Annotated in this window: 18 protein-coding genes; 13 read left to right on the top strand and 5 right to left on the bottom strand. The window is 66.7% G+C overall.

All coding sequences use genetic code 11. The annotated features are described in order from the left end of the window. The first annotated feature begins 115 nt into the window (after positions 1 to 115). On the top strand, positions 116 to 817 hold the full coding sequence (locus MYCSM_RS28840; protein WP_157681418.1) for a S1 family peptidase: 702 nt from the start codon (positions 116 to 118) through the stop codon (positions 815 to 817). A 19-nt stretch (positions 818 to 836) separates the two neighbouring features. Here the strand turns inward: MYCSM_RS28840 and acs are convergent, their stop codons facing one another. After that, on the bottom strand, positions 837 to 2798 hold the full coding sequence (acs, locus tag MYCSM_RS28835) for an acetate--CoA ligase (RefSeq protein ID WP_051073833.1): 1962 nt from the start codon (positions 2796 to 2798) through the stop codon (positions 837 to 839). 78 nt (positions 2799 to 2876) lie between these two features. On the opposite strand from acs, the gene MYCSM_RS28830 reads away from it, so the two are divergent. Next, positions 2877 to 3656 (top strand): hypothetical protein, encoded by a 780-nt coding sequence (locus MYCSM_RS28830; RefSeq protein WP_015309711.1) that lies wholly within the window; start codon positions 2877 to 2879, stop codon positions 3654 to 3656. A 372-nt stretch (positions 3657 to 4028) separates the two neighbouring features. Here MYCSM_RS28830 and MYCSM_RS28825 read toward each other — a convergent pair whose 3' ends face one another. Then, the gene (locus MYCSM_RS28825) at positions 4029 to 4886 is read right to left on the bottom strand and encodes an HAD-IB family hydrolase (RefSeq protein WP_442928507.1); all 858 of its coding nucleotides are present in this window, start codon (positions 4884 to 4886) and stop codon (positions 4029 to 4031) included. A gap of 429 nt (positions 4887 to 5315) precedes the next feature. Between MYCSM_RS28825 and ssd the strand changes: the two genes are divergently transcribed. The 7 genes from ssd to MYCSM_RS38505 all read left to right on the top strand — a co-directional run bounded on the left by ssd (position 5316) and on the right by MYCSM_RS38505 (position 9790). Beyond that, a complete protein-coding gene (gene ssd, locus MYCSM_RS28815; RefSeq protein ID WP_015309709.1) occupies positions 5316 to 6386 on the top strand; it encodes a septum site-determining protein Ssd in 1071 nt (356 codons plus the stop codon). After that, on the top strand, positions 6383 to 7543 hold the full coding sequence (locus MYCSM_RS28810; RefSeq protein ID WP_015309708.1) for a TadA family conjugal transfer-associated ATPase: 1161 nt from the start codon (positions 6383 to 6385) through the stop codon (positions 7541 to 7543). The genes ssd and MYCSM_RS28810 overlap by 4 nt, the downstream gene beginning before the upstream one ends. Beyond that, entirely contained in the window at positions 7540 to 8325 is a 786-nt protein-coding gene (locus tag MYCSM_RS28805) for a type II secretion system F family protein (protein ID WP_015309707.1), read from the top strand. Before MYCSM_RS28810 ends, MYCSM_RS28805 begins: the two co-directional genes overlap by 4 nt. After that, positions 8322 to 8891, top strand: a complete 570-nt coding sequence (locus tag MYCSM_RS28800) for a type II secretion system F family protein (RefSeq protein WP_015309706.1) — start codon at positions 8322 to 8324, stop codon at positions 8889 to 8891. The genes MYCSM_RS28805 and MYCSM_RS28800 overlap by 4 nt, the downstream gene beginning before the upstream one ends. Before the next feature lie 26 nt (positions 8892 to 8917). Next, positions 8918 to 9124 (top strand): DUF4244 domain-containing protein, encoded by a 207-nt coding sequence (locus MYCSM_RS28795; protein ID WP_015309705.1) that lies wholly within the window; start codon positions 8918 to 8920, stop codon positions 9122 to 9124. 65 nt (positions 9125 to 9189) lie between these two features. Further along, positions 9190 to 9450: a TadE family type IV pilus minor pilin gene (locus MYCSM_RS38510; RefSeq protein WP_015309704.1), complete on the top strand. Its 261-nt coding sequence runs from the start codon at positions 9190 to 9192 to the stop codon at positions 9448 to 9450. After that, a complete protein-coding gene (locus MYCSM_RS38505) occupies positions 9422 to 9790 on the top strand; it encodes an Rv3654c family TadE-like protein (protein ID WP_269465204.1) in 369 nt (122 codons plus the stop codon). The genes MYCSM_RS38510 and MYCSM_RS38505 overlap by 29 nt, the downstream gene beginning before the upstream one ends. On the opposite strand, the gene MYCSM_RS28780 is transcribed toward MYCSM_RS38505, so the two are convergent. Beyond that, on the bottom strand, positions 9787 to 10830 hold the full coding sequence (locus MYCSM_RS28780) for a PAS domain-containing protein (protein WP_015309702.1): 1044 nt from the start codon (positions 10828 to 10830) through the stop codon (positions 9787 to 9789). The two genes, MYCSM_RS38505 and MYCSM_RS28780, sit on opposite strands and share 4 nt — an antisense overlap. 290 nt (positions 10831 to 11120) lie before the next feature. After that, positions 11121 to 13451: a DEAD/DEAH box helicase gene (locus MYCSM_RS28775; RefSeq protein WP_015309701.1), complete on the bottom strand. Its 2331-nt coding sequence runs from the start codon at positions 13449 to 13451 to the stop codon at positions 11121 to 11123. Between the two features lie 277 nt (positions 13452 to 13728). Between MYCSM_RS28775 and MYCSM_RS28770 the strand changes: the two genes are divergently transcribed. The 3 genes from MYCSM_RS28770 (at position 13729) to topA (ending at position 17578) form a co-directional block, all read left to right on the top strand. Then, the gene (locus tag MYCSM_RS28770) at positions 13729 to 13932 is read left to right on the top strand and encodes a cold-shock protein (protein WP_006243848.1); all 204 of its coding nucleotides are present in this window, start codon (positions 13729 to 13731) and stop codon (positions 13930 to 13932) included. Positions 13933 to 14067: 135 nt separating this feature from the next. Continuing rightward, positions 14068 to 14646: a hypothetical protein gene (locus MYCSM_RS28765; protein WP_015309700.1), complete on the top strand. Its 579-nt coding sequence runs from the start codon at positions 14068 to 14070 to the stop codon at positions 14644 to 14646. A gap of 136 nt (positions 14647 to 14782) precedes the next feature. Continuing rightward, positions 14783 to 17578, top strand: coding sequence for a type I DNA topoisomerase (gene topA / locus MYCSM_RS28760; protein WP_015309699.1), 2796 nt, complete (start codon positions 14783 to 14785; stop codon positions 17576 to 17578). Here the strand turns inward: topA and MYCSM_RS28755 are convergent. Further along, on the bottom strand, positions 17575 to 19179 hold the full coding sequence (locus MYCSM_RS28755; protein WP_015309698.1) for an adenylate/guanylate cyclase domain-containing protein: 1605 nt from the start codon (positions 19177 to 19179) through the stop codon (positions 17575 to 17577). The two genes, topA and MYCSM_RS28755, sit on opposite strands and share 4 nt — an antisense overlap. Positions 19180 to 19260: 81 nt before the next feature. On the opposite strand from MYCSM_RS28755, the gene MYCSM_RS28750 reads away from it, so the two are divergent. Further along, positions 19261 to 20469 carry a DNA polymerase III subunit delta' gene (locus MYCSM_RS28750; RefSeq protein WP_015309697.1) on the top strand — a complete coding sequence of 403 codons (1209 nt, stop codon included), beginning with the start codon at positions 19261 to 19263 and terminating at the stop codon, positions 20467 to 20469. Positions 20470 to 20503 lie beyond the last annotated feature (34 nt).

The raw sequence follows: 20503 nt of genomic DNA, 5'->3' as shown, positions 1-20503 counted from the left end.
CATCACGGTGTCAGTCGCGTTCATGTTGCCACGTGGCGTCCGTGGAAACGATCCCGGCCGACGTTAGACTGGCCCGGTTGATTGGACGGGCGGCGTGTTGATGGGGGTTGGATAGTTGAGGACAATCGTCCGCTGTCTGACTTTTCCCGCGGTGATCGTGGCGCTGTGTGCGCTGCTGGTGCCGTCCGCTCACGCCGACGGGCTGATTCCGTTGGGTGGCGGTTCGGGCATCGTGGTCGAGGGCGACACGTTCTGCACGCTCACCGCGATCGGCAACGACAATCGCGGCAACCTCATCGGCTTCACCTCAGCGCACTGCGGCGGGCCCGGCGAACAGGTTTCCGCTGAAGGCGCTGAAGCTGCGGGCGTGCTCGGCACGATGGTGGCGGGCAATGACGTCCTCGACTATGCGGTGATCCAGTTCGACCCGCAGAAGGTGCAGCCGGTCAACAACGTCAAGGGTTTTGAGATCGACGGCCTCGGGCCGGATCCGGTGTTCGGCGACGTCGCCTGCAAACTCGGTCGCACGACGGGCTATTCGTGCGGTGTGACGTGGGGTCCGGGGGATCAACCCGGCACGATCGTCAATCAGGTCTGCGGTCAGCCCGGCGACTCCGGCGCGCCGGTCACTGTCAACAACCGGCTGGTCGGCATGATCCACGGCGCATTCAGCGAGGAGTTGCCAACGTGCGTCGTCAAATACATTCCGTTGCACACCCCTGCCGTGACCATGTCTTTCAGCACGCAGCTCGCCGACATCACCGCCAAGAACCGACCTGGTTCGGGCTTCGTCCCGGTCGGTGCCGCGGCCACTTAGTCGCGGGAGGTGGCCAGACTTACTTGCTGGCGCTGATTGCTTCGAACACGCTGGGGTCCACCAACGTTGAGGTGTCACCAAGTTCGCGGCCCTCTGCAACGTCGCGCAGCAGCCTGCGCATGATCTTGCCGCTGCGGGTCTTGGGTAACTCCGGCACGACGTGAATCTCGCGCGGCCGCGCGATCTTTCCGATCTCCTTGGCGACCTGGTTGCGTAGCTCCTCGACCATGTTGTCGTTGTCCTTGGCATGCGACTCGAGAATGACGAATGCGCAAATGCCTTGTCCCGTCGTCTCATCGGAGGCGCCGACAACCGCGGCCTCGGCCACGCCGGAGTGGCCGACCAACGCCGATTCCACTTCCGTCGTCGAGATCCGGTGGCCCGACACGTTCATCACGTCGTCGATGCGGCCCAACAACCAGATCGACCCGTCGGAGTCGACGCGGGCCCCGTCGCCCGCGAAATACCAGCCCTTGTCGGCATACCGCGACCAGTACGTCTCCTTGTACCGCTCCGGATCGCCCCAGATACCGCGCAGCATCGACGGCCACGGCTGATCGAGCACCAGATAGCCGGTCACATGCTCTGCCTCGTCGGCGCCGGGCACCAGCTCGCTGCCCTCCTCGTCGACGATCTTTGCCGAGATGCCCGGCAGCGGTTGCATCGCCGACCCTGGCTTGGCCGCGGTGACACCGGGCAGCGGTGAGATCATGATCGCACCCGTTTCCGTCTGCCACCACGTGTCGACGACCGGAGTTCTGTTGCCGCCGAACGCATCCCGATACCAGCGCCACGCCTCCGGGTTGATCGGTTCACCCACGCTGCCCAACAGCCGCAGGCTGGACAGGTCATGCGCGTCGGGGATCTCGCGACCCCACTTCATGAACATCCGGATCAGCGTCGGTGCCGTGTAATAGATGGTGACACCGTAGCGTTCGATGACCTCGAAGTGCCGGTGCTCGTTCGGGCTGTTGGGCGTGCCCTCGTAGACCACCTGCGTGCACCCGTTCGACAGGGGGCCGTACACGATGTAGGTGTGGCCGGTGACCCAGCCGATATCGGCTGTGCACCAATACACGTCGGTTTCCGGCTTGATATCGAACACGTTGTAGTGCGTGTACGACGACTGGGTCAGGTACCCGCCGGAGGTGTGCATGATGCCCTTGGGCTTACCGGTGGTTCCCGAGGTATAGAGCAAAAACAGCGGATGCTCGGAGTCGAACGCCTCAGGGGTGTGCTTGTCGGAGGCCGTGTCCACAGTGTCGTGCCACCACAGGTCACGACCTTCGGTCCACGGCGTGTCAATTCCCGTGCGGCGCACCACAAGAACGTGCTCCACCGGGCTTTTTCCCGCAGTCTCGACCGCTTCCAAGGCCTCGTCGACCGACTCCTTCAGCGACACCGCCTGCCCGCGGCGGTACTGGCCGTCGGAGGTGATGACCAGCTTGGCCTCGGCATCTTCGATGCGGGCCGCCAGCGCCGTCGACGAGAATCCGGCGAACACCACCGAGTGCAGCACGCCCAAGCGCGCGCACGCCAACATCGCGACGATCGCCTCTGGCAGCATCGGCATGTAGATGGCCACCCGATCGCCCGCGACGAGCCCGAGTTCGATCAGCGCATTGGCGGTCTTGCTCACCTCGGCGAGCAGATTCGCATACGTGAGCTCGCGGCTGTCGCCGGGTTCACCCTCCCACTTGATGGCCACCCGGTCGCCGTTGCCGGCCTCGACGTGTCGGTCCACGCAGTTGTACGCGACGTTGAGCTTGCCGCCGACAAACCACTTGGCGAATGGGGCATCCGACCAATCCAGCACCTCCTCGAACGGCGTATCCCAGGACAGCCGGTTGGCCTGCTCGGCCCAGAACGCCAGCCGATCGGCCTCGGCCGCGCGGTAGAGCTCATCGGTCGCGTTGGCCTGCGCAGTGAACTCGGGCGACGGTGGGTGGGCGGATTGAACTTCGGTGTGCGCGTCGGACATATCTGTGAGCGTAGTCACCGAACGTTGCATCGACGTTGGCATCTCACAGCTCGACAGCACGCAGTAGCCTGTGCTGCCGTGAATGATCCGCTGGCCCCGCTGGTCGAGCTGCCCGGTGTGGCCGAGGCGGGCGAGGAAGCCCGCGAGGCGCTGGGCCGCGCCCATCGCCACCGCACCAATCTGCGGGGCTGGCCGAAGACGGCGGCCGAGGCCTCGCTGCGTGCCGCGCGTGCGTCGTCGGTGCTCGACGGTGGCTCGTTGCAGCTGTCCGAGGACGGCGAAGCCGACCCCGTGCTGGCGGGGGCGCTGCGGGTCTCGGAGGCGTTGGAGGGTGGCGCGACGTCGTTGGTGGGGGTGTGGCAGCGGGCCCCGCTACAGGCCATCGCGCGACTGCACGCGTTGGCAGCTGCCGACCTCGTCGACGACGACCGGCTGGGCCGACCACGCGGTGATGACCAGGTCGGCTCGCGGCTGGCGCTGTTGGCAGACATCGTGACGGGCGGTACCAACGTGCCTGCGACAGTGCTGGCCGCGGTCGTCCACGGCGAGCTGCTGACGCTCGAGCCGTTCGGCAGCGCCGACGGCGTGGTGGCCAGGGCGGTGTCGCGACTGGTCACCATCGCCAGCGGGCTGGACCCACATGGCCTCGGCGTGCCGGAGGTGTATTGGATGCAACGTTCCGGCGATTACCGGGCCGCGGCGCGGGGCTTCTCGTCGGGCACGCCCGACGGCTTGACGGCCTGGCTTGTGTTGAGCGCCCGCGCGTTGCATGCCGGTGCGCGCGAGGCGCTGTCGATCGCGCAGGGAACGGCGTCGCATGCCCCTCAGCAAAATGAAGCGGGCGACGCTCCGAACTGATTCGGCTCGCCGCCCGCTAGCACGGACTCCGGTTACCAAGCGTGCTTTTTGGGTTGCGTGGGTTGACCTCGGCGTCCTTGCGATGCGCCTCGACTGCAACCCCACCCAAAGGGCCGTCGTGGTCGTCCGCTCTTCGCAATTACGCAGGCCCGCAACACTTTTACCTATTCCGCGGTATGTGCTCCGCGTGGGTGCCGGGATCCGTGCTGGGTAGCCGGGCTTGGGAGATCGAGCCTTCTCTTCCGGCTCGGTCTTGGCCTCACCAGGCTTCCGTGCTTCCTTTGTACTCCGTGACCCTCGTCACATCAAGGCCCAATCGCCGGTGACTCGGGATCGTTACAAGGGGGCGCTAGCTACTACACGGGGTAGCGCTTAAAACGCGAAACGTCGCAGCAACGAATACGTCAGTGCGCCGGCCGCCAGGGCGCTCACTCCGACGGCAGCGGTGGTTGCGACGGCAGCGCCGGACGGGGCAGGGATGCGATCGCGCAGCGACACCGGTTTGGAGAAGGTGACCACCGGCCAATCCCGTGCCGCGGCTTCTTTGCGCAGCGCGCGATCCGGGTTCACCACCGTGGGGTGGCCGACGATGCCGAGCATCGGCAGATCGGTGATCGAGTCGGAGTAGGCGTAGCAATGTTCGAGGGCGTAGCCCTCGCGCGCGGCGAGCTGACGGATCGCTTCCACCTTGCCCTCGCCGTAGCAGTAGAACGCGATCTCGCCGGTGTAGCGACCGTCTTCCACGACCATCCGGGTGGCCATCGCGTGAGTGGCGCCCAGCGCCCGCGCGATCGGCGCGACGATCTCCTCGCCAGAGGCCGAAACGACGACGACGTCGCGCCCGCAGATCTTGTGGTCGGCGATCAGGTCGGCGGCTTCCGCGAACACCAGCGGATCGACGATGTCGTGCAGCGTCTCGCCGACGATCGATTTCACTTGCTCGACGTCCCACCCGGTGCACATGTTGGTGACGTACGACCGCATTCGATCCATTTGGTCGTGATCAGCACCCGACATCAAGAACAGGAACTGCGCATAGGTCGACTTGAGAACCGCACGCCGATTGATTAGCCCTTGGTCGAAGAAAGGTTTGCTGAATGCCAATGTGCTCGATTTGGCTATGACCGTCTTATCGAGATCGAAGAAGGCAGCGGTCCGGATGGGTTTGCCAGCCATTGTTGGTGGTTGCGGCGCAATCGACCCGTCGGCCGTCGGCTCCGATACGGTCACAGCGCCCAGCATAGGGGCCGCGGCGTGACAAGTGCCGATAGAGTGTACAAATTGGCAGTTCACGACAGGTGGCGGTGACTGCAATCTTTCCTGCTATCGGGTGCTTTCTCTGGCAAGCAGCACTTGCGCCGATCCGCTATGGCGTGTGTATAGTGAGCATTACTCGGCTTATGCCGGGTGTGCATCAGCCCGACCCCCCGGGGCTGATACACGACGACCTCCGCCTCCTCCCCCCCTGGCGGGGGTCGTCCCTTTTTGGGGGTTTCTTTCGCATTGGGGACAAGGTCTTTGCGTCCCAGTAGTTGCGGAATGCGATTTTCACTATGCACATACCAAATGGTTTGTTTGGTCTGTTCACAGCTTCGCATTCATCCACAGATGCCATAGCAACGATGGCCGGGTGTCGTCGGCCGGCTGCAGGCTGAGGTCATGACCACATCCAATGGGACCTTGGCCATGGTGGGAGACCCCGCACTTCGAGACGACGTCGACCGAGTCGCGGCAGCCGTCGGACTGCCGATCGTCCATGCGTCGGAGCCGTCCGGCCGTAATGCGTGGACGGGCGCTGCGGCCGTCTTGGTGGATGCGGAGGCCGCCCGACGTTGCGCCGACCGAGCATTGCCGCGTCGCGGCCGGGTGATCCTCGTCGTCGGGTCCGAACCCACAGATTCCGATTTCCAGGCCGCCATCGCAGCGGGCGCGCAGCGGGTCGTGATGCTGCCCGCTGATGACGGCGAGTTGATGAGCGAACTGTCCGACGCCGCCGACGCGTGCCGCGAGGAGGACCGGCGCGGCGCGGTGGTCGGTGTGATCGCGGGTCGCGGAGGAGCAGGAGCCTCGGTTTTTGCGACCGCACTGGCGCAGTCGGCGACGACGAATTGTGACGCGCTGCTCATCGATGCCGATCCGTGGGGCGGCGGCATCGACCTCGTCGTCGGGTGCGAGGCAGCGACCGGTCTGCGGTGGCCGGACTTGGCTTTGCAGGGCGGTCGGCTGAGCTACCCGGCCTTGCGGGACGCGTTGCCGCAACGAAACGGGGTGTGCGTGCTTTCGGGCAGCCGCGCCGGCAGCGACATCGGGGCCGCGCCCTTGGGTGCGGTGGTCGAGGCAGGCAGTCGCGGCGGTGCGACGGTGATTTGTGACCTGCCTCGGCGGTCGACGGGCGCGGTGGAGGCGGTGCTCGACGCGGCCGACCTCGTCGTGGTGGTCGCACCGGCCGACGTCCGATCCTGTGCTGCCGCCGCGGCGCTCGCGCCGTGGGTCTCGGCGGCGAATCCCAATTCCGGTGTGGTGGTGCGTGGCCCGTCGCCAGGCGGTCTGCGCTCAGCCGATGTCGCGCGGATCGTCGGACTGCCTCTGCTGGCTGCGATGCGGGCGCAGCCCGGGGTGGCAGACGCGCTCGAGCGCGGCGGGCTGCAGTTGCGGAGGCGATCGCCGCTGGCAACCGCGTCGCGGCGGGTGCTCGCGATGCTGCACCAGCGTCGGCAGGCATCCGCATGAGCGCCTCACTTATTGACCGGGTGCGTGAGCGGCTGGCCTCCGAGTCGGGACCGCTTCGGCCCAACGTGGTGGCCGCCGCTATCCGCGCCGAGTCCGGAGGAGTGCTCGGCGATACCGAAGTGCTGAGTAGTTTGCGGGTGCTTCAGACCGAACTGACCGGCGCGGGCATCCTCGAGCCGCTCTTGTGTGCAGACGGCACCACCGACGTGCTCGTCACCGCACCTGACGCGGTATGGGTAGACGACGGTAACGGGTTGCGCCGCAGCGCAATTCGGTTCGCAGACGAAGCCGCGGTACGACGGCTGGCACAGCGTCTTGCACTGTCGGCCGGTCGGCGCCTGGACGAGGCGCAGCCGTGGGTCGATGGCCAATTGACCAGCGCCGGCCAACTGACCGTCCGGCTGCACGCTGTGCTGCCACCGATCGCTGGTGGCGGCACGTGTCTGTCGCTGCGCGTGTTGCGGCCGGCCACCCAGGACCTGGCCACGCTGACGGACTCCGGTGCGATCGCGCGCGAAGCGGCCGCGTTGCTCACGGACATCATCGGGGCGCGGCTGGCGTTCCTCATCTCCGGAGGCACGGGCGCGGGCAAGACGACGCTGCTGTCCGCTGTGTTGGGCGCGGTTGCCGCCGACGAGCGCATCGTGTGCGTGGAGGACGCGGCCGAACTCGCGCCCGCCCATCCGCATTTGGTCAAGCTGGTCGCGCGCTGCGCCAACGTCGAGGGCGTCGGCGAAGTGACCGTCCGCGATCTGGTCAGGCAGGCACTCCGAATGCGGCCCGACCGGATCGTGGTCGGGGAGGTTCGCGGCGCCGAGGTGGTGGATCTGCTCGCCGCGCTCAACACCGGCCATGACGGGGGTGCGGGCACCGTGCACGCCAACAACCCCGCCGAGGTGCCTGCTCGGCTAGAAGCCCTTGCCGCTCTCGGTGGGCTGGATCGCGCCGCACTGCACAGTCAACTGACCGCGGCGGTGCAGGTGCTGTTGCACGTCAGCCGTGACCGACCCGGCGCGCGTCGGTTGACCGAGATCGCAGTACTCGACCGCACCGACGACGGCCGCGTCCAGGTCGTAACCGCTTGGCACGTCGAAACGGGATTCGGCTGCGGCAGAGACACTTTGACGACACTGCTGCGCGGCCGGGGCGTGCTATGAGTGCCGCGCTACTCGCGCTGGCGTTGGCGCTCGTCGTGTTCCCTGCGTCATCGCGCGGCAGGATCCAAGCGCTCGGGCTGGCGGTGTCGGCGCGACGTCGGCCACCGGCATTGCCGTTTGCGGGGGTTTCGGCCGCGATGTCGGCGATCGTGCTACCCGCCGGGCTCGTGGCAACCTTGGCGATCGTCGGCGGCACGTGGTGGACCCGCAGGCGCAGGCACCTCAGGGCGAAGCGGCGCGCGGCCGAATCCACTGCGCTGCAAGGCGCACTGGAAGTCCTCGTCGGCGAACTACGTGCCGGCGCACATCCGGTTGCAGCGTTCAGTGTCGCCGCTACCGAGGTCGACGGCCCGGTCGCGGAGTCGTTACGGGCGGTGGCCGCCCGTGCCCGCCTCGGCGCCGATGTTCCTTCGGGTCTGCGTGGCGTGGCCGCCGGCTCGGCGTTGCCAGCGCATTGGGAGCGACTGGGCGTGTGCTGGCAACTCGCTCAGGATCACGGCCTCTCCATCGCGCCGCTGATGCAGACCGCACAACAGGATGTCGTCGAGCGCGAGCGGTTCTCGGCGAGGGTCGACGCCGGGATGACCGGCGCGCGCACCACCGCCGTAGTGCTCGCAGGCCTGCCTTTACTCGGCATCGGCCTCGGCGAGTTGATCGGCGCGGCGCCGCTGAGCTTCCTGCTGTCGAACGGGGTTGGCGGCTGGCTGTTGGTCATCGGCATTGCGCTGGTCTGCGCTGGAATGCTCTGGTCGGATCGGATCACCGCGCGGGCGTCGGTATGAGTTGGGCCGCATTGCTTTTAGCCACCGCACTGATGCTCGGTACCGATTCGCGGCCCAGGGTGCGGGCTGGGTTGCGCGTAGTGCGGCGCCGGTCAATGCCTGCACGCACCGATGACCCATTGGCCGCGGCCTCCAGTCTCGATGTGCTCGCAGCGTGCCTGCGCTCGGGGATGGCGGTATCGACGGCCGCGTCGGCGACCGCGCCGTCTGCGCCCGCCCCGCTGGCGGCAGTGTTGAGCCGTGCCGCTGACCTGTTGGCGCTGGGCGCTGAACCGTCGACCGCGTGGACGACTGTCTCAGGGTCGGCCGACAAGAACGTCGACGCATTGTTGCGGCTCGCCAGGCGGTCGGCGGCGTCGGGAGCGGCCATGGCTCAAGGAGTTGCGGAGCTGGCTGACCAGTCACGCCATGACGCGGCCGCCGCCGCGACCGCTGCCGCGGAGCGGGCCTCAGTGTTGATCGCAGGGCCGCTGGGTCTGTGCTATCTGCCGGCATTCGTGTGTTTGGGCATCGTGCCCGTGGTCGCCGGGTTGGCCGGCGACGTATTGGGGTCGGGAATTCTGTGACGGCCGACGAGAAATGAGGAGAAAACATGATGGTAGACAACAAGATTCGAATGATATGGGCGCGGCTGACCTTGTTGGTCACCGACGACGACGGTATGTCGACGGTCGAGTACGCGATCGGCACTATCGCTGCAGCGGCGTTCGGGGCGATTCTTTACACGGTCATCACCGGCGACTCCATTGTCAGCGCGTTGACCAACATCATCACCCGGGCGTTGAACACCAACGTCTAGCCGATGAGGCTGGGGGCGTCACCGTTGAGGCGGCGTTCGCGATCGCTGCCCTGGTCGTCGTTCTCATGCTGTGCGTGGCGGGGCTCACCGCGGTGTCGATGCAGGTGCGTTGCGTCGATGCCGCACGTGAGGCCGCCCGCCTCGCCGCGCGCGGCGATGGTTCGGCTGCCGTTGCCGCACAACGCATTGCGCCCGACGGGGCGGCCGTTCAGCTGCGGCGCGACGGGGAGTTGGTGGTCGCCAACGTCACGGCGCGATCGCCGCTGTTGCCGGGCGTCACCATCGCAGCGGAGGCCGTTGCCGCGGCCGAGCCTGGTCCGAGCTGAGCGGGGCTCGGCCACGCTGGTGGCCGTCGCGATGATGGCGGTGTTGTTGGCGCTCACCGTCGCCGGCGTTTATGTGGGGTCCGCGGTGATCGCGCGGCATCGGGCACAGGCCACCGCCGATCTGTCCGCACTGGCCGCCGCGGGGCATCTCGCCGACGGCAGCACAGCGGCGTGTGCGCGTGCAGCGTCGTTGGCCCGCGCCATGGACACGACCGTCACCCAGTGCGCCGTCGAGGATCTCGATGTGATCGTCACCGTCGACGTCTCTGTCGCGCTCGGGAGGTTCGGTGTCGGTCCGGCCCGCGCCACCGCCAGAGCGGGACCGGTCGAGGCCGGCTAGCGCCTGGCCGCCTCGTCGATGTCGTCTAGCCCGGCCGCGGTGATCTCCGCCTCGGACGGGACCCGCAGCGTCGCCAACCCCGCGTAGATGTCCTCTTCGAGTTGCACCCGGTTGACCGTCACGTGAACCGGCGTCCATCCGCCGCCGTTGGCCACCATCCGCAGCACGCCCGACGCCGAGCCCGTTGGCACGAATTCGCTTGCCATCTTTGCCATCTGGCGACGATCGGCAGGATGCACCGCGTGGTCCCCGGTCATACTGGCACGCCAGTCGAAGAACGGTACGGGGTCGTCCAGCCACTTCAACAGCGTCCAGTTGTTCAGATCGACCATGCATCGGTACACGCCGGGTTGCGAAAGACTGTCGAGGATGCGCTGCGCCAGATAATCACGCGGGGCGGCCGGTTCCTCGCGCACGCTGCGCCAATTCATCGCGCGGCAGATCAGCCCTTCGCTGCCGTCGTCCTGACTCTCCTGGCGCACCCGGGACACGAAGCCGATGGTGATCGGTTCGCCCTTATAATCCGTGACGTCCCAAGTGCTGGAAAACACCGTACCCACTTCGGGTTTGATCGCCATGGACAGCACTTTGGCTTCACTTGGATTGAGGTCCCGACGCGGCAGATCGTCGGCGAACGCCCTGCCGTGGGTTGGCGCTTTGTCCGGGTCCCACCCGCTGTTCCACAGCGACTCCGGGGTGTCGGTCGCAGTGCCGCTCGTCAGGTCCCAGAGCAACGGTCCGGGGATGGGCCGATCGGGCGGTTCGAGATCCGGCGGACCGATCCACAGATGTACACCGTGTATCAACCCGTCGGACATCTTGACAATTTCAGTACGGATTACGCGGTCGTTCTTCGGGGTGATGCTGCTCAGGCCGACACCGGCGCGCACTGTCTCGCCGATAGCACTCTGGATTGCCATCAGGTGTGGGTTTCGCCTCAAGAACGCGCTGATTGGAACGAGATTCTTGGTTCGAGGACCTTGTGCGACCACGGCGGGCTCGCTGCCCAGTGTTTCCACGAGCAGCCAGTCGTGGGTCATGGCGGCATTTTACCGTCGGGCTAACAGCCGCCCGTCAGCTGAGGCCCTCTACGAATTCCGCAGATCTCTGCTGCTAGAACGTCTCAGAGAGGATTCGGTAAAGCATTCCTAAGTTGCCACAGCCCCTCCGACGAGGTATTTTCCGTGTGCGCCCATCTTCTGGGATTGGGAACGGATCGCGTTGTCCGACCGTTCGGCCGCAACTGTCTGTGTGTTCGCTGTGTGCTTCAGTACACTCGCCACGGATGTGTGGGGGCGACCGTCGAGGGGTGGGTCGCCCCCACAGTCGGCTAATCGCGCCTTCCATCCAGTGCATCGAGCACTAGCCGCAGCACTCGTACTGCACCGTCCTTGTCGAGCGGATCGTTGCCGCTGCCACACTTCGGCGACTGAACGCAGGACGGACAGCCGAGTGGGCATTCACACGCCTCGATCGCCGCTGCCGTCGCCGCCCACCAGGTGGCGATTTTGCGGAAGCCGCGGTCGGCGAAGCCGGCGCCGCCGGGATAGCCGTCATAGACGAAAATCGTCGGCAGGCCCCCGACCGGGCCGATCGCCGTCGACATGCCGCCGATGTCGCCGCGATCGCAGCTGGCGACCAATGGCAGCAGACCGATCGCCGCATGCTCTGCGGCATGCAATGCCCCCGGCACACGGAGCAAATCGATTCCATTGCGCTGCAATGCCTCCGGGGTGATCGTGCACATCACCGCCATGGTGTCCAGCGTGCGGGTCGGCATATCGAGCTCGACGAAGTCGATCACCTCGCCGTTGAGCCGGCGCCGCAAGTAGCCGGTCACCGTATTGGTGACCGACACCGGTACCACGCCAACAGTCACCGCGCCGTACGAATTTCGCTCCCCGTCGCCTGTGACCACGGTGTCAGTCAGCTCGCGGGCGAACGTCGTGTAACCCGGATCCTCCGCGTGCACGAAAGCGACGCCGTCCTCGAAGTCCAGCGAGTCGACCACATAACTGTCGCCCTGATGCAAATACACCGCACCGGGGTGCACCGACGCCGGCGCCTGGCCTGCACCGGCGCTGCCGAGCAATCGGCCGGTGTCGGCCTCCAGGATGGCGATCTGCCCGCCAGAGGAGCCGCGAATGTCCACCGCGGGATGCGGATCGACGCCAGGAGTGGGGAAGTAGCCGCTTGGCCGTCGGCGCAGCAGGCCGTCGTCGACGAGCGCTTCCGCCACCGCTTCGGCGTTCCACATTCGAACCTCTGCGTCGGTCAGCGGAAGCTCCGTCGCCGCGCAAAGCAGTTGTGGGCCAAGCACATACGGGTTTGCCGGGTCGATCACCACCCGCTCGATCGGCTTGTCCAACAGTGCTGCGGGGTGGTGGACGAGGTAGGTGTCCAACGGGTCGTCGCGAGCGATCAGCACGATCAATGCGCTCTGCCCGCGACGGCCAGAGCGGCCGGCTTGCTGCCAGAACGACGTGACTGTGCCAGGGAAACCCGCCAACACCACCGCGTCGAGGCCTGCAATGTCGACACCCAATTCGAGCGCGTTGGTGGTGGCCATGCCGCGCAATTCACCTTCGGCCAGAGCACGTTCCAGCGCGCGGCGGTCCTCTGCGAGATAGCCGGCACGGTAGGACGCCACCCGTTCGGCGAGGTCCGGTGCGGTGTCCTCGAGTCGGGCGCGCGCACCCAACGCCGTCAACTCCGCGCCGCGGCGTGACCGCACGAATGTCAGTGTCCGCGCGCCCTCGGCGATCAGATCGGCCATCACCCGCGCGGCCTCGGCGCCGGCCGAACGCCTTACCGGAGCGCCGTTTTCACCGAGGATGTCGTCACGTAGTGCCGGCTCCCACAGCGCGACCGTTCGCGCGCCGTGCGGAGAGCCGTCGTCGGTGACCTCTTCGACGGTCTGGCCGATCAGTTCGGACGCGGTGGCCGCGGGCTGTGCAGTGGTGGCGCTCGCGAAGATCACGGTGGGCGCTGCGGAGTAACGCGTACACAGCCGCAGTAGACGGCGCAGCACCATCGCCACGTTCGAGCCGAAAATGCCTCGGTAGTAATGACATTCGTCGATGACGATGAACTGCAGGTTACGCAGAAACACCGCCCACCTGGCGTGGTTGCGCAGAAGCGACAGATGGATCATGTCCGGATTGGAAAAGATCCAGCGAGACCGCTCGCGTGCGAAGCGTCGCACCTCGCTCGGACTGTCGCCGTCATACGAACTCGGCGCCACACTGGCCAACCCCGGCACGGCTTCGGTGAGCGCTACTGCGGATCGCAATTGGTCGTGGCCGAGCGCTTTGGTCGGAGACAGATAAAGCGCCCGCGCGCGCGGATCCGCTTTCAGTGCCGTCAATATCGGCAATTGGTAGGCCAACGATTTTCCCGATGCGGTTCCCGTGCTCAGCACGACGTGGCGTCCGTCGCGCGCGAGATTGGCCGCGGCGAGTTGATGCGACCACGGCGCCTCAATACCGCGATCAACGAACGCCCGCACCACATCTGGGTCCGCCCATTGCGGCCACGGTTGGGGCCTGCCCTGACGTGCGGGCAGGTCTGCGACGTGCCGCACGGGCTGCTCGTCGGGATCCGTGCCTGCAATCGCACAGGAAAGCAGTGTGCGGCCGAAATCCGTCCCCGAATTTGACACTGCCTGCCTCCTGAAGCCCCTATGTAAGTGAATTGTTCCCCACTTGACTCCGCGGAGACTGTCGCACCAGCGCCGAGCATGATTGACTAAGCGCGGTCGCAGCTTCTGTGTTCGTGTACTCGCACTCGCAGGATCGACGTTGCGATCGCGGTTCCTGCGAGGAATGTAGGTCGGGTCAAGTTCCGATTACTCCGCGAAGGTCAGCGGTCGGAACGGGCCCGGTGTACCGAAACACGGTGGACCGCACCCGGAAAAAAGAAAAGGAAAGATCAAGGAAATGCCACAGGGAACTGTGAAATGGTTCAACGCGGAGAAGGGCTTCGGCTTTATCGCCCCGGAGGACGGCTCTGCGGACGTGTTCGTTCACTACACGGAGATTCAGGGCAGCGGATTCCGCACCCTGGAGGAGAACCAGAAGGTTGAGTTCGAGGTTGGCCAAAGCCCCAAGGGGCCGCAAGCCACGGGTGTTCGGGCCGTCTGAGCAAGCGAAACTGAATAACTCCCCGCGTCATCCTTTTCCGGACGGCGCGGGGTGTTTTCGATTTGGGGCGCCGCTTGAGGTCTCGAGCGGCCCGGCGACACGTCTGTGCCGCACCCCTGGCCTACTGTCGATCACGTGAGCCAGCTGTCGTTCTTCTCGGCAGAGTCGGTCCCGCCCGCGGTCGCCGATCTGACGGGGATTCTCGCCGCGCCGGGCCAGGTGGTCCTCGTCGGCAGCGGAGCTCGGCTGTCCGTCGTCGTGGACCAGCTCTGGCGCGCCGAGGGCCTCGCGGAGATGATCGACGACGCCGGCCTGCACGCGGAGATCGCGCGCACCGATGAGAACACGCCGTTGGTGCGCACCGAGGCCGACCCGCGGCTGCTGGCCATTGCCCGCGATTGGACGCTTGGCGCCGTCAAGACAGTGCCCTCGCAGTGGCTGCCAGGACCGCGCGAATTACGGGCCTGGACGCTGGCCTCGGGCACCCCTGAAGCAGACCGGTACTTGCTGGGCCTGGATCCACACGCCCCGGACACGCACGCGGCACTCGCGTCGGCGATGATGCGGGTCGGAATCGCCCCAACCTTGATTGGCACAAGAGGGTCGCACCCGGCGCTTCGGATCAGCGGCCGGCGACGGCTATCGCGCCTGGTAGAGAACGTGGGGGAACCCCCTGGCAGCGTCGAGGCGTTTGAGCAGTGGCCTCGTATTTGAGGGGCCGCACCAGGGGGGTCAGTTTGCGTCGGCTGGCGCGGGGTGCGAAATTGTCAGTTGCCAGGGGGGTCCGATTCGTCCGAGGCGTTATATATCTTGGCCCCCTGGCAACAGAAGAAGTGGAGCGTAGGCAGAGGTGGCAGACACCGACCACAGCAGCGGCCGCAACGGGAGCGTGCGGCGGCTCGTCATAGTCGAGTCGCCTACTAAGGCACGCAAAATTGCTAGCTACCTGGGCTCCAACTACATCGTCGAGTCGTCGCGGGGACACATCCGCGACCTGCCGCGAAACGCCGCCGACGTGCCAGCCAAGTACAAGTCCGAGCCGTGGGCGCGACTCGGCGTGGACGTCGACCACAACTTCGAACCGCTCTACATCATCAGCCCAGAAAAGAAGAGCACCGTCGCCGAGCTGAAAGACCTGCTCAAAGAGGTCGACGAGCTCTACCTCGCGACGGACGGCGACCGTGAGGGCGAGGCCATCGCCTGGCATCTACTGGAGACGCTGAAGCCGCGCATACCGGTGAAGCGGATGGTGTTCCACGAGATCACCGAGCCGGCGATCCGGGCCGCCGCAGAAGACCCGCGCGACCTGGACAACGACCTGGTCGATGCGCAGGAGACCCGTCGCATTCTGGACCGGCTCTACGGCTACGAGGTCAGCCCCGTGCTGTGGAAGAAGGTCGCACCGAAGCTGTCCGCAGGCCGCGTGCAGTCGGTCGCGACCCGCATCATCGTTTCGCGTGAGCGTGAGCGGATGGCGTTCCGCAGCGCCGGCTACTGGGACGTCACCGCCGAACTCGACGCCAGCGTGTCCGATCCGCAGGCGCAGCCGCCGACGTTCACGGCCAAGCTGAACTCGGTCGACGGCAGGCGGGTGGCCACCGGCCGCGACTTCGACTCGCTTGGTGGGCTACGCAAGCCCGACGAGGTGCTGGTGCTCACCGAAACCACCGCGGGCGCCCTTGCCACCGGGCTGCGCGGGGCGCAGCTGGCGGTGTCCTCGGTGGAGCAGAAGCCGTACACCCGCAGGCCGTACGCGCCGTTCATGACGTCGACGCTGCAGCAGGAGGCCGGCCGCAAGCTCCGGTTCTCTTCGGAGCGCACCATGAGCATCGCGCAGCGGCTCTACGAGAACGGCTACATCACTTATATGCGTACCGACTCCACGACGCTGTCGGAGTCGGCCATCACCGCCGCTCGCAATCAGGCCCGCCAGCTTTACGGCGAGGAGTACGTGCACCCGACACCGCGTCAGTACACCCGCAAGGTGAAGAACGCGCAGGAAGCACATGAGGCGATCCGGCCCGCCGGTGACGTGTTCTCCACGCCGGGGCAGCTGCACAGTCAGCTCGACACCGACGAGTTCCGCCTCTACGAGCTGATCTGGCAGCGCACCGTCGCCTCGCAGATGGCTGACGCCCGGGGTACGACGCTGTCGTTGCGGATCTCCGGAGCCGCGTCCACGGGTGAGCAGGTCGTGTTCAACGCGAGCGGCCGCACCATCACGTTCGCCGGTTTCCTGAAGGCCTATGTCGAGAGCATCGACGACCAGGCCGGCGGCGAGGCCGACGACGCCGAGAGCCGGCTGCCCAACCTCGAGCAGGGCCAGCGCGTCGACGCCAAGGAGCTGACCGCCGACGGCCACACCACGTCGCCGCCCGCGCGCTACACCGAGGCGTCACTGATCAAGGCGCTGGAAGATCTCGGCATCGGCAGGCCCTCGACGTACTCGTCGATCATCAAGACCATTCAGGACCGTGGTTATGTCCACAAGAAGGGCAGCGCGCTGGTGCCGTCGTGGGTGGCGTTCGCGGTGACGGGCCTGCTGGAGCAACATTTCGGTCGGCTGGTTGACTACGGCTTCACCGCGGCAATGGAAGACGAGCTCGACGAGATCGCCTCTGGCAACGAACAACGCACCAATTGGCTGTCGAACTTCTACTTCGGTGGCGAGCACGGGGTGCAGGACTCGATAGCGCGTTCGGGTGGACTGAAAAAGCTTGTCGGAGTGAATCTCGAGGGCATCGACGCGCGAGAAGTCAACTCCATCAAGCTGTTTGACGATGAAGAAGGCCGGCCCATCTACGTGCGGGTCGGCAAGAACGGCGCGTACCTCGAGCGCATGGTCGCAGGCGAAGACGGCGAGCTCAAGCCGCAACGGGCCAACCTCAAGGATGAGCTGACGCCCGACGAGCTCACCCTTGAGTTGGCCGAAAAGCTATTCGCCACACCGCAAGAGGGTCGCTCGTTGGGTATTGACCCGCAGACCGGACACGAGATCGTGGCCAAGGACGGGCGCTACGGCCCCTATGTCACCGAGGTCTTGCCCGAGCCTGAGTCGGGTGACGACGGCGACGCCGGCGCGACGGCGAAGAAGGGCAAGAAACCGACGGGTCCCAAACCGCGCACCGGTTCGCTGCTGCGGTCGATGGATCTGGAAACCGTGACACTCGAGGACGCGCTGCGGCTGCTGTCGCTGCCGCGGGTGGTTGGCGTCGATCCCAACACCAACGAGGAGATCACCGCGCAGAACGGCCGGTACGGCCCATACCTGAAGCGCGGCACCGACTCTCGCTCGTTGGCCACCGAGGAGCAGATGTTCGACATCACCCTCGACGAGGCGCTGAAGATCTATGCGGAGCCCAAACGCCGTGGTGGACAACGCGCGGCGACCCCGCCGCTGCGTGAGCTCGGCAACGACCCGGCCAGCGGCAAGCCGATGGTTATCAAGGACGGCCGCTTCGGGCCGTACGTCACCGACGGTGAGACCAACGCCAGCCTGCGCAAAGGCGACGACGTGCTGTCGATCACCGATGAGCGCGCGGCCGAGCTGCTGGCCGACCGCCGTGCGCGCGGTCCCGTCAAGCGGACGAAGAAGGCGGCGGCCAAGAAGAAGGCGCCCGCCAAGAAGGCCGCGAAGAAGAGCTAGCGCACGTCGCTTGAGACGTCGTTGATTTCGGCGGCCTCGCTGGGCGACACCAGGTTCAACGGCCGGGCCAGCTGAGTGGGCGCGGTGCGGCCGCGCAGTTCGACGATCTCGCCGACATCCCAGCACAGCGCCTCGGCGTCGAGCGCCCCGCTGACCGCGATCGCCGACGCGAGCACGTGCCCCGGCTCGAGCTTCGCGAGCTCGGTCAGCCGGGCGGCCTCGTTGACGGGGTCGCCGATCACGGTGTACTCGAATCGGGCCTGCGCGCCGATGTGGCCTGCGATGGCGCGCCCGGCCGAGACACCGATGCCGAACTCCGTCTCGCCAAGCACGGTGATCAGTTCGTCATGCAGCTCACGCGATGCGGCCAGCGCCGCCCCACAGGCATCGGGGTGTTCGATCGGTGCGCCGAAGATGCACAACGCCGCGTCACCCTGGAACTTGTTGACGAACCCGCCGTGGCGGTTGACCGTGTCGACGACGACGCGGAAGAACTCGTTGAGCAGGCTGACGACTTCGGCCGCCGGGCGTGTCGACGCCAGGTGTGTCGAGCCGACGAGGTCGACGAAAAGCACTGCAGCATCGCGTTCTTGGCCGCCGAGCTCGGTGCCGCGCTCGAGGGCGCGACGGGCCACGTCTTCACCGACATAGCGGCCGAACAGGTCGCGCAGCCGTTGCCGCTCGGCGAGATCGCGCACCATGTCGTTGAATCCGGCCTGCAGCAGCCCCAATTCGCTGGCGTCGTAGATCTGCATGTGCGCGTTGTAATTGCCGCGCTGCACTTCGCCGAGCGCCCAACGCAATTGGCGCAGCGGGTCGGCGATCGACATGGCGACCAGCACGGTGCCGAACAGCCCGATGAACAACGCGGCGATGGCCAGCAGCAGGATCGGCGTGGTGAGCCGGTCCGCCGATGCGGTCAGGATCTGGAATTTGCTTGCCACCAGGGCGAGCACGATGGCCAGCACCGGCACTGCGGTGGACAGCACCCACGTCAGCACCTGGCGCTGGATGACACCGGGCGCACGGAAGTTCTCGGGCACGCCGCCCCGCAACGCGGCCACGGCCACCGGCCGTAGCACTCGCTCGGACTGGAGATAACCGATGATCGCCGTCGCGGTGGCCCCCAGGCCCGTAGCGACCGCCACCACCGGCGCGGATTTACTGGCGACCGGCCAGCTGGCGACGATGAAGACGACGGACCCCAAGCACCAATTCGCGACGCTGATCAGCGTCCGGTAGAAGGGCATCTTCAGCGCGCGGGCACGCGCGAGTTCCGTGGTGGCCGGATCCGAGTCGCCGAGCAGCGTGTCCCGGCGTTGCCAGCGCATCACCGGAATGAGCAGCCGCAGGCTCAGATACGAGCCGACAGTGAACGACAAGAAGAGATAGCCGAGGAAGACCGCCAGGTTGAAGGCGGGCAGGTCCTGCAGCTGGATGCGGTCCTCGGGCGGCAGGCCGAAGCGCAAAAAGCCCAGCACGAAAAGTGCGCCGATGATGTCGCTCTGCAGCATGCCCAGCGTGAACACCGGCCACGGCGTACGCGCAGCCCATCGGACGAATGCGCTGATTCGCCCGATCTGAATGGCCTCCGTGCTCACAGGTCAACCGTATCGGGCAGGGCGGACGGAAAAGGGTGCTGTGGGACGGACGTGTCGGTTCGCAGCATTACTGTTATCTCGATGGCCGGTGTGTTTTCGCGTCTGGTGGGGCAAGACGCCGTGGAAGCGGAATTGGTCGCCGCGGCAGAGGCCGCCCGGGGTGATTCGGCTCACAGTGGGCTCACGGCCGGGACCATGACACACGCGTGGCTGATCACCGGGCCGCCTGGCTCGGGCCGCTCGGTTGCGGCGCTGTGCTTCGCTGCTGCACTGCAGTGCACCTCCGATGGCGTCCCCGGCTGCGGGGAATGCCGGGCGTGCACCACGACGATGGCCGGCACCCACGCCGATGTGCGGCGGATCATTCCGGAGGGGCTGTCGATCGGCGTCGACGAGATGCGCAACATCGTCCAGATCGCGTCGCGGCGGCCGGGCACCGGGCGGTGGCAGATCGTGGTCGTCGAGGACGCCGACCGGCTCACCGAAGGCGCGGCGAACGCGCTGCTCAAGGTCGTCGAGGAGCCGCCGCCCTCGACGGTGTTCCTGCTGTGCGCACCGTCGGTGGATCCCGAGGACATCGCGATCACGCTGCGGTCGCGGTGCCGGCACGTGGCACTGGTCACGCCGCCGGTGGAAGCGATCGCCAGGGTGCTGATCGAGACCGACGGACTGCCGGAGGACGAGGCCACCTGGGCGGCGTCGGTCAGCGGCGGACACGTCGGTCGGGCGCGCCGGCTGGCCACCGACGAGCAGGCGCGGGAACGACGGCGGCGCGCACTTGGCCTCGCGCGCGATGCGGCCACGCCGTCGCGGGCCTTCGCCGCGGCCGAGGAATTGGTGGCAACGGCCGAGGCCGAGGCACGAGCGCTGACCGAAGACCGCAACGAGGCCGAAACCGAGGAGTTGCGGACGGCGCTGGGGGCGGGTGGCAGCGGCAAGGGCACGGCCGGGACGTTGCGCGGCGCGACGGGCGCCCTCAAAGACCTTGAGCGACGCCAGAAGTCGCGACAGACGCGCGCATCACGTGACGCGTTGGACAGGGCGCTCATCGACCTGGCGACCTATTTCCGTGACGCGCTGCTCGTGTCAACCGAGGCGGGCGACATCAAGGCGAACCATCCGGATATGACAGATCGGATCGCGGCGATGGCCGCGCACGCATCGCCGGATAACCTGCTGCGCTGCATCGAGGCGGTGCTGGAGTGCCGCGAGGCGTTGGCAGTGAACGTGAAGCCCAAGTTCGCAGTCGACGCGATGGTGGCCACGGTCGGGCAAGCCCTGCGGAACTGACTTGGGCCGTCGGCGGGGCCTGCCGTAGACTCGT

The organism is Mycobacterium sp. JS623 (assembly GCF_000328565.1).
Classification (GTDB): domain Bacteria; phylum Actinomycetota; class Actinomycetes; order Mycobacteriales; family Mycobacteriaceae; genus Mycobacterium.
The sequence above is the reverse complement of the archived record's forward strand: the minus strand, read 5'-3'. Positions and strand labels throughout refer to the sequence as shown.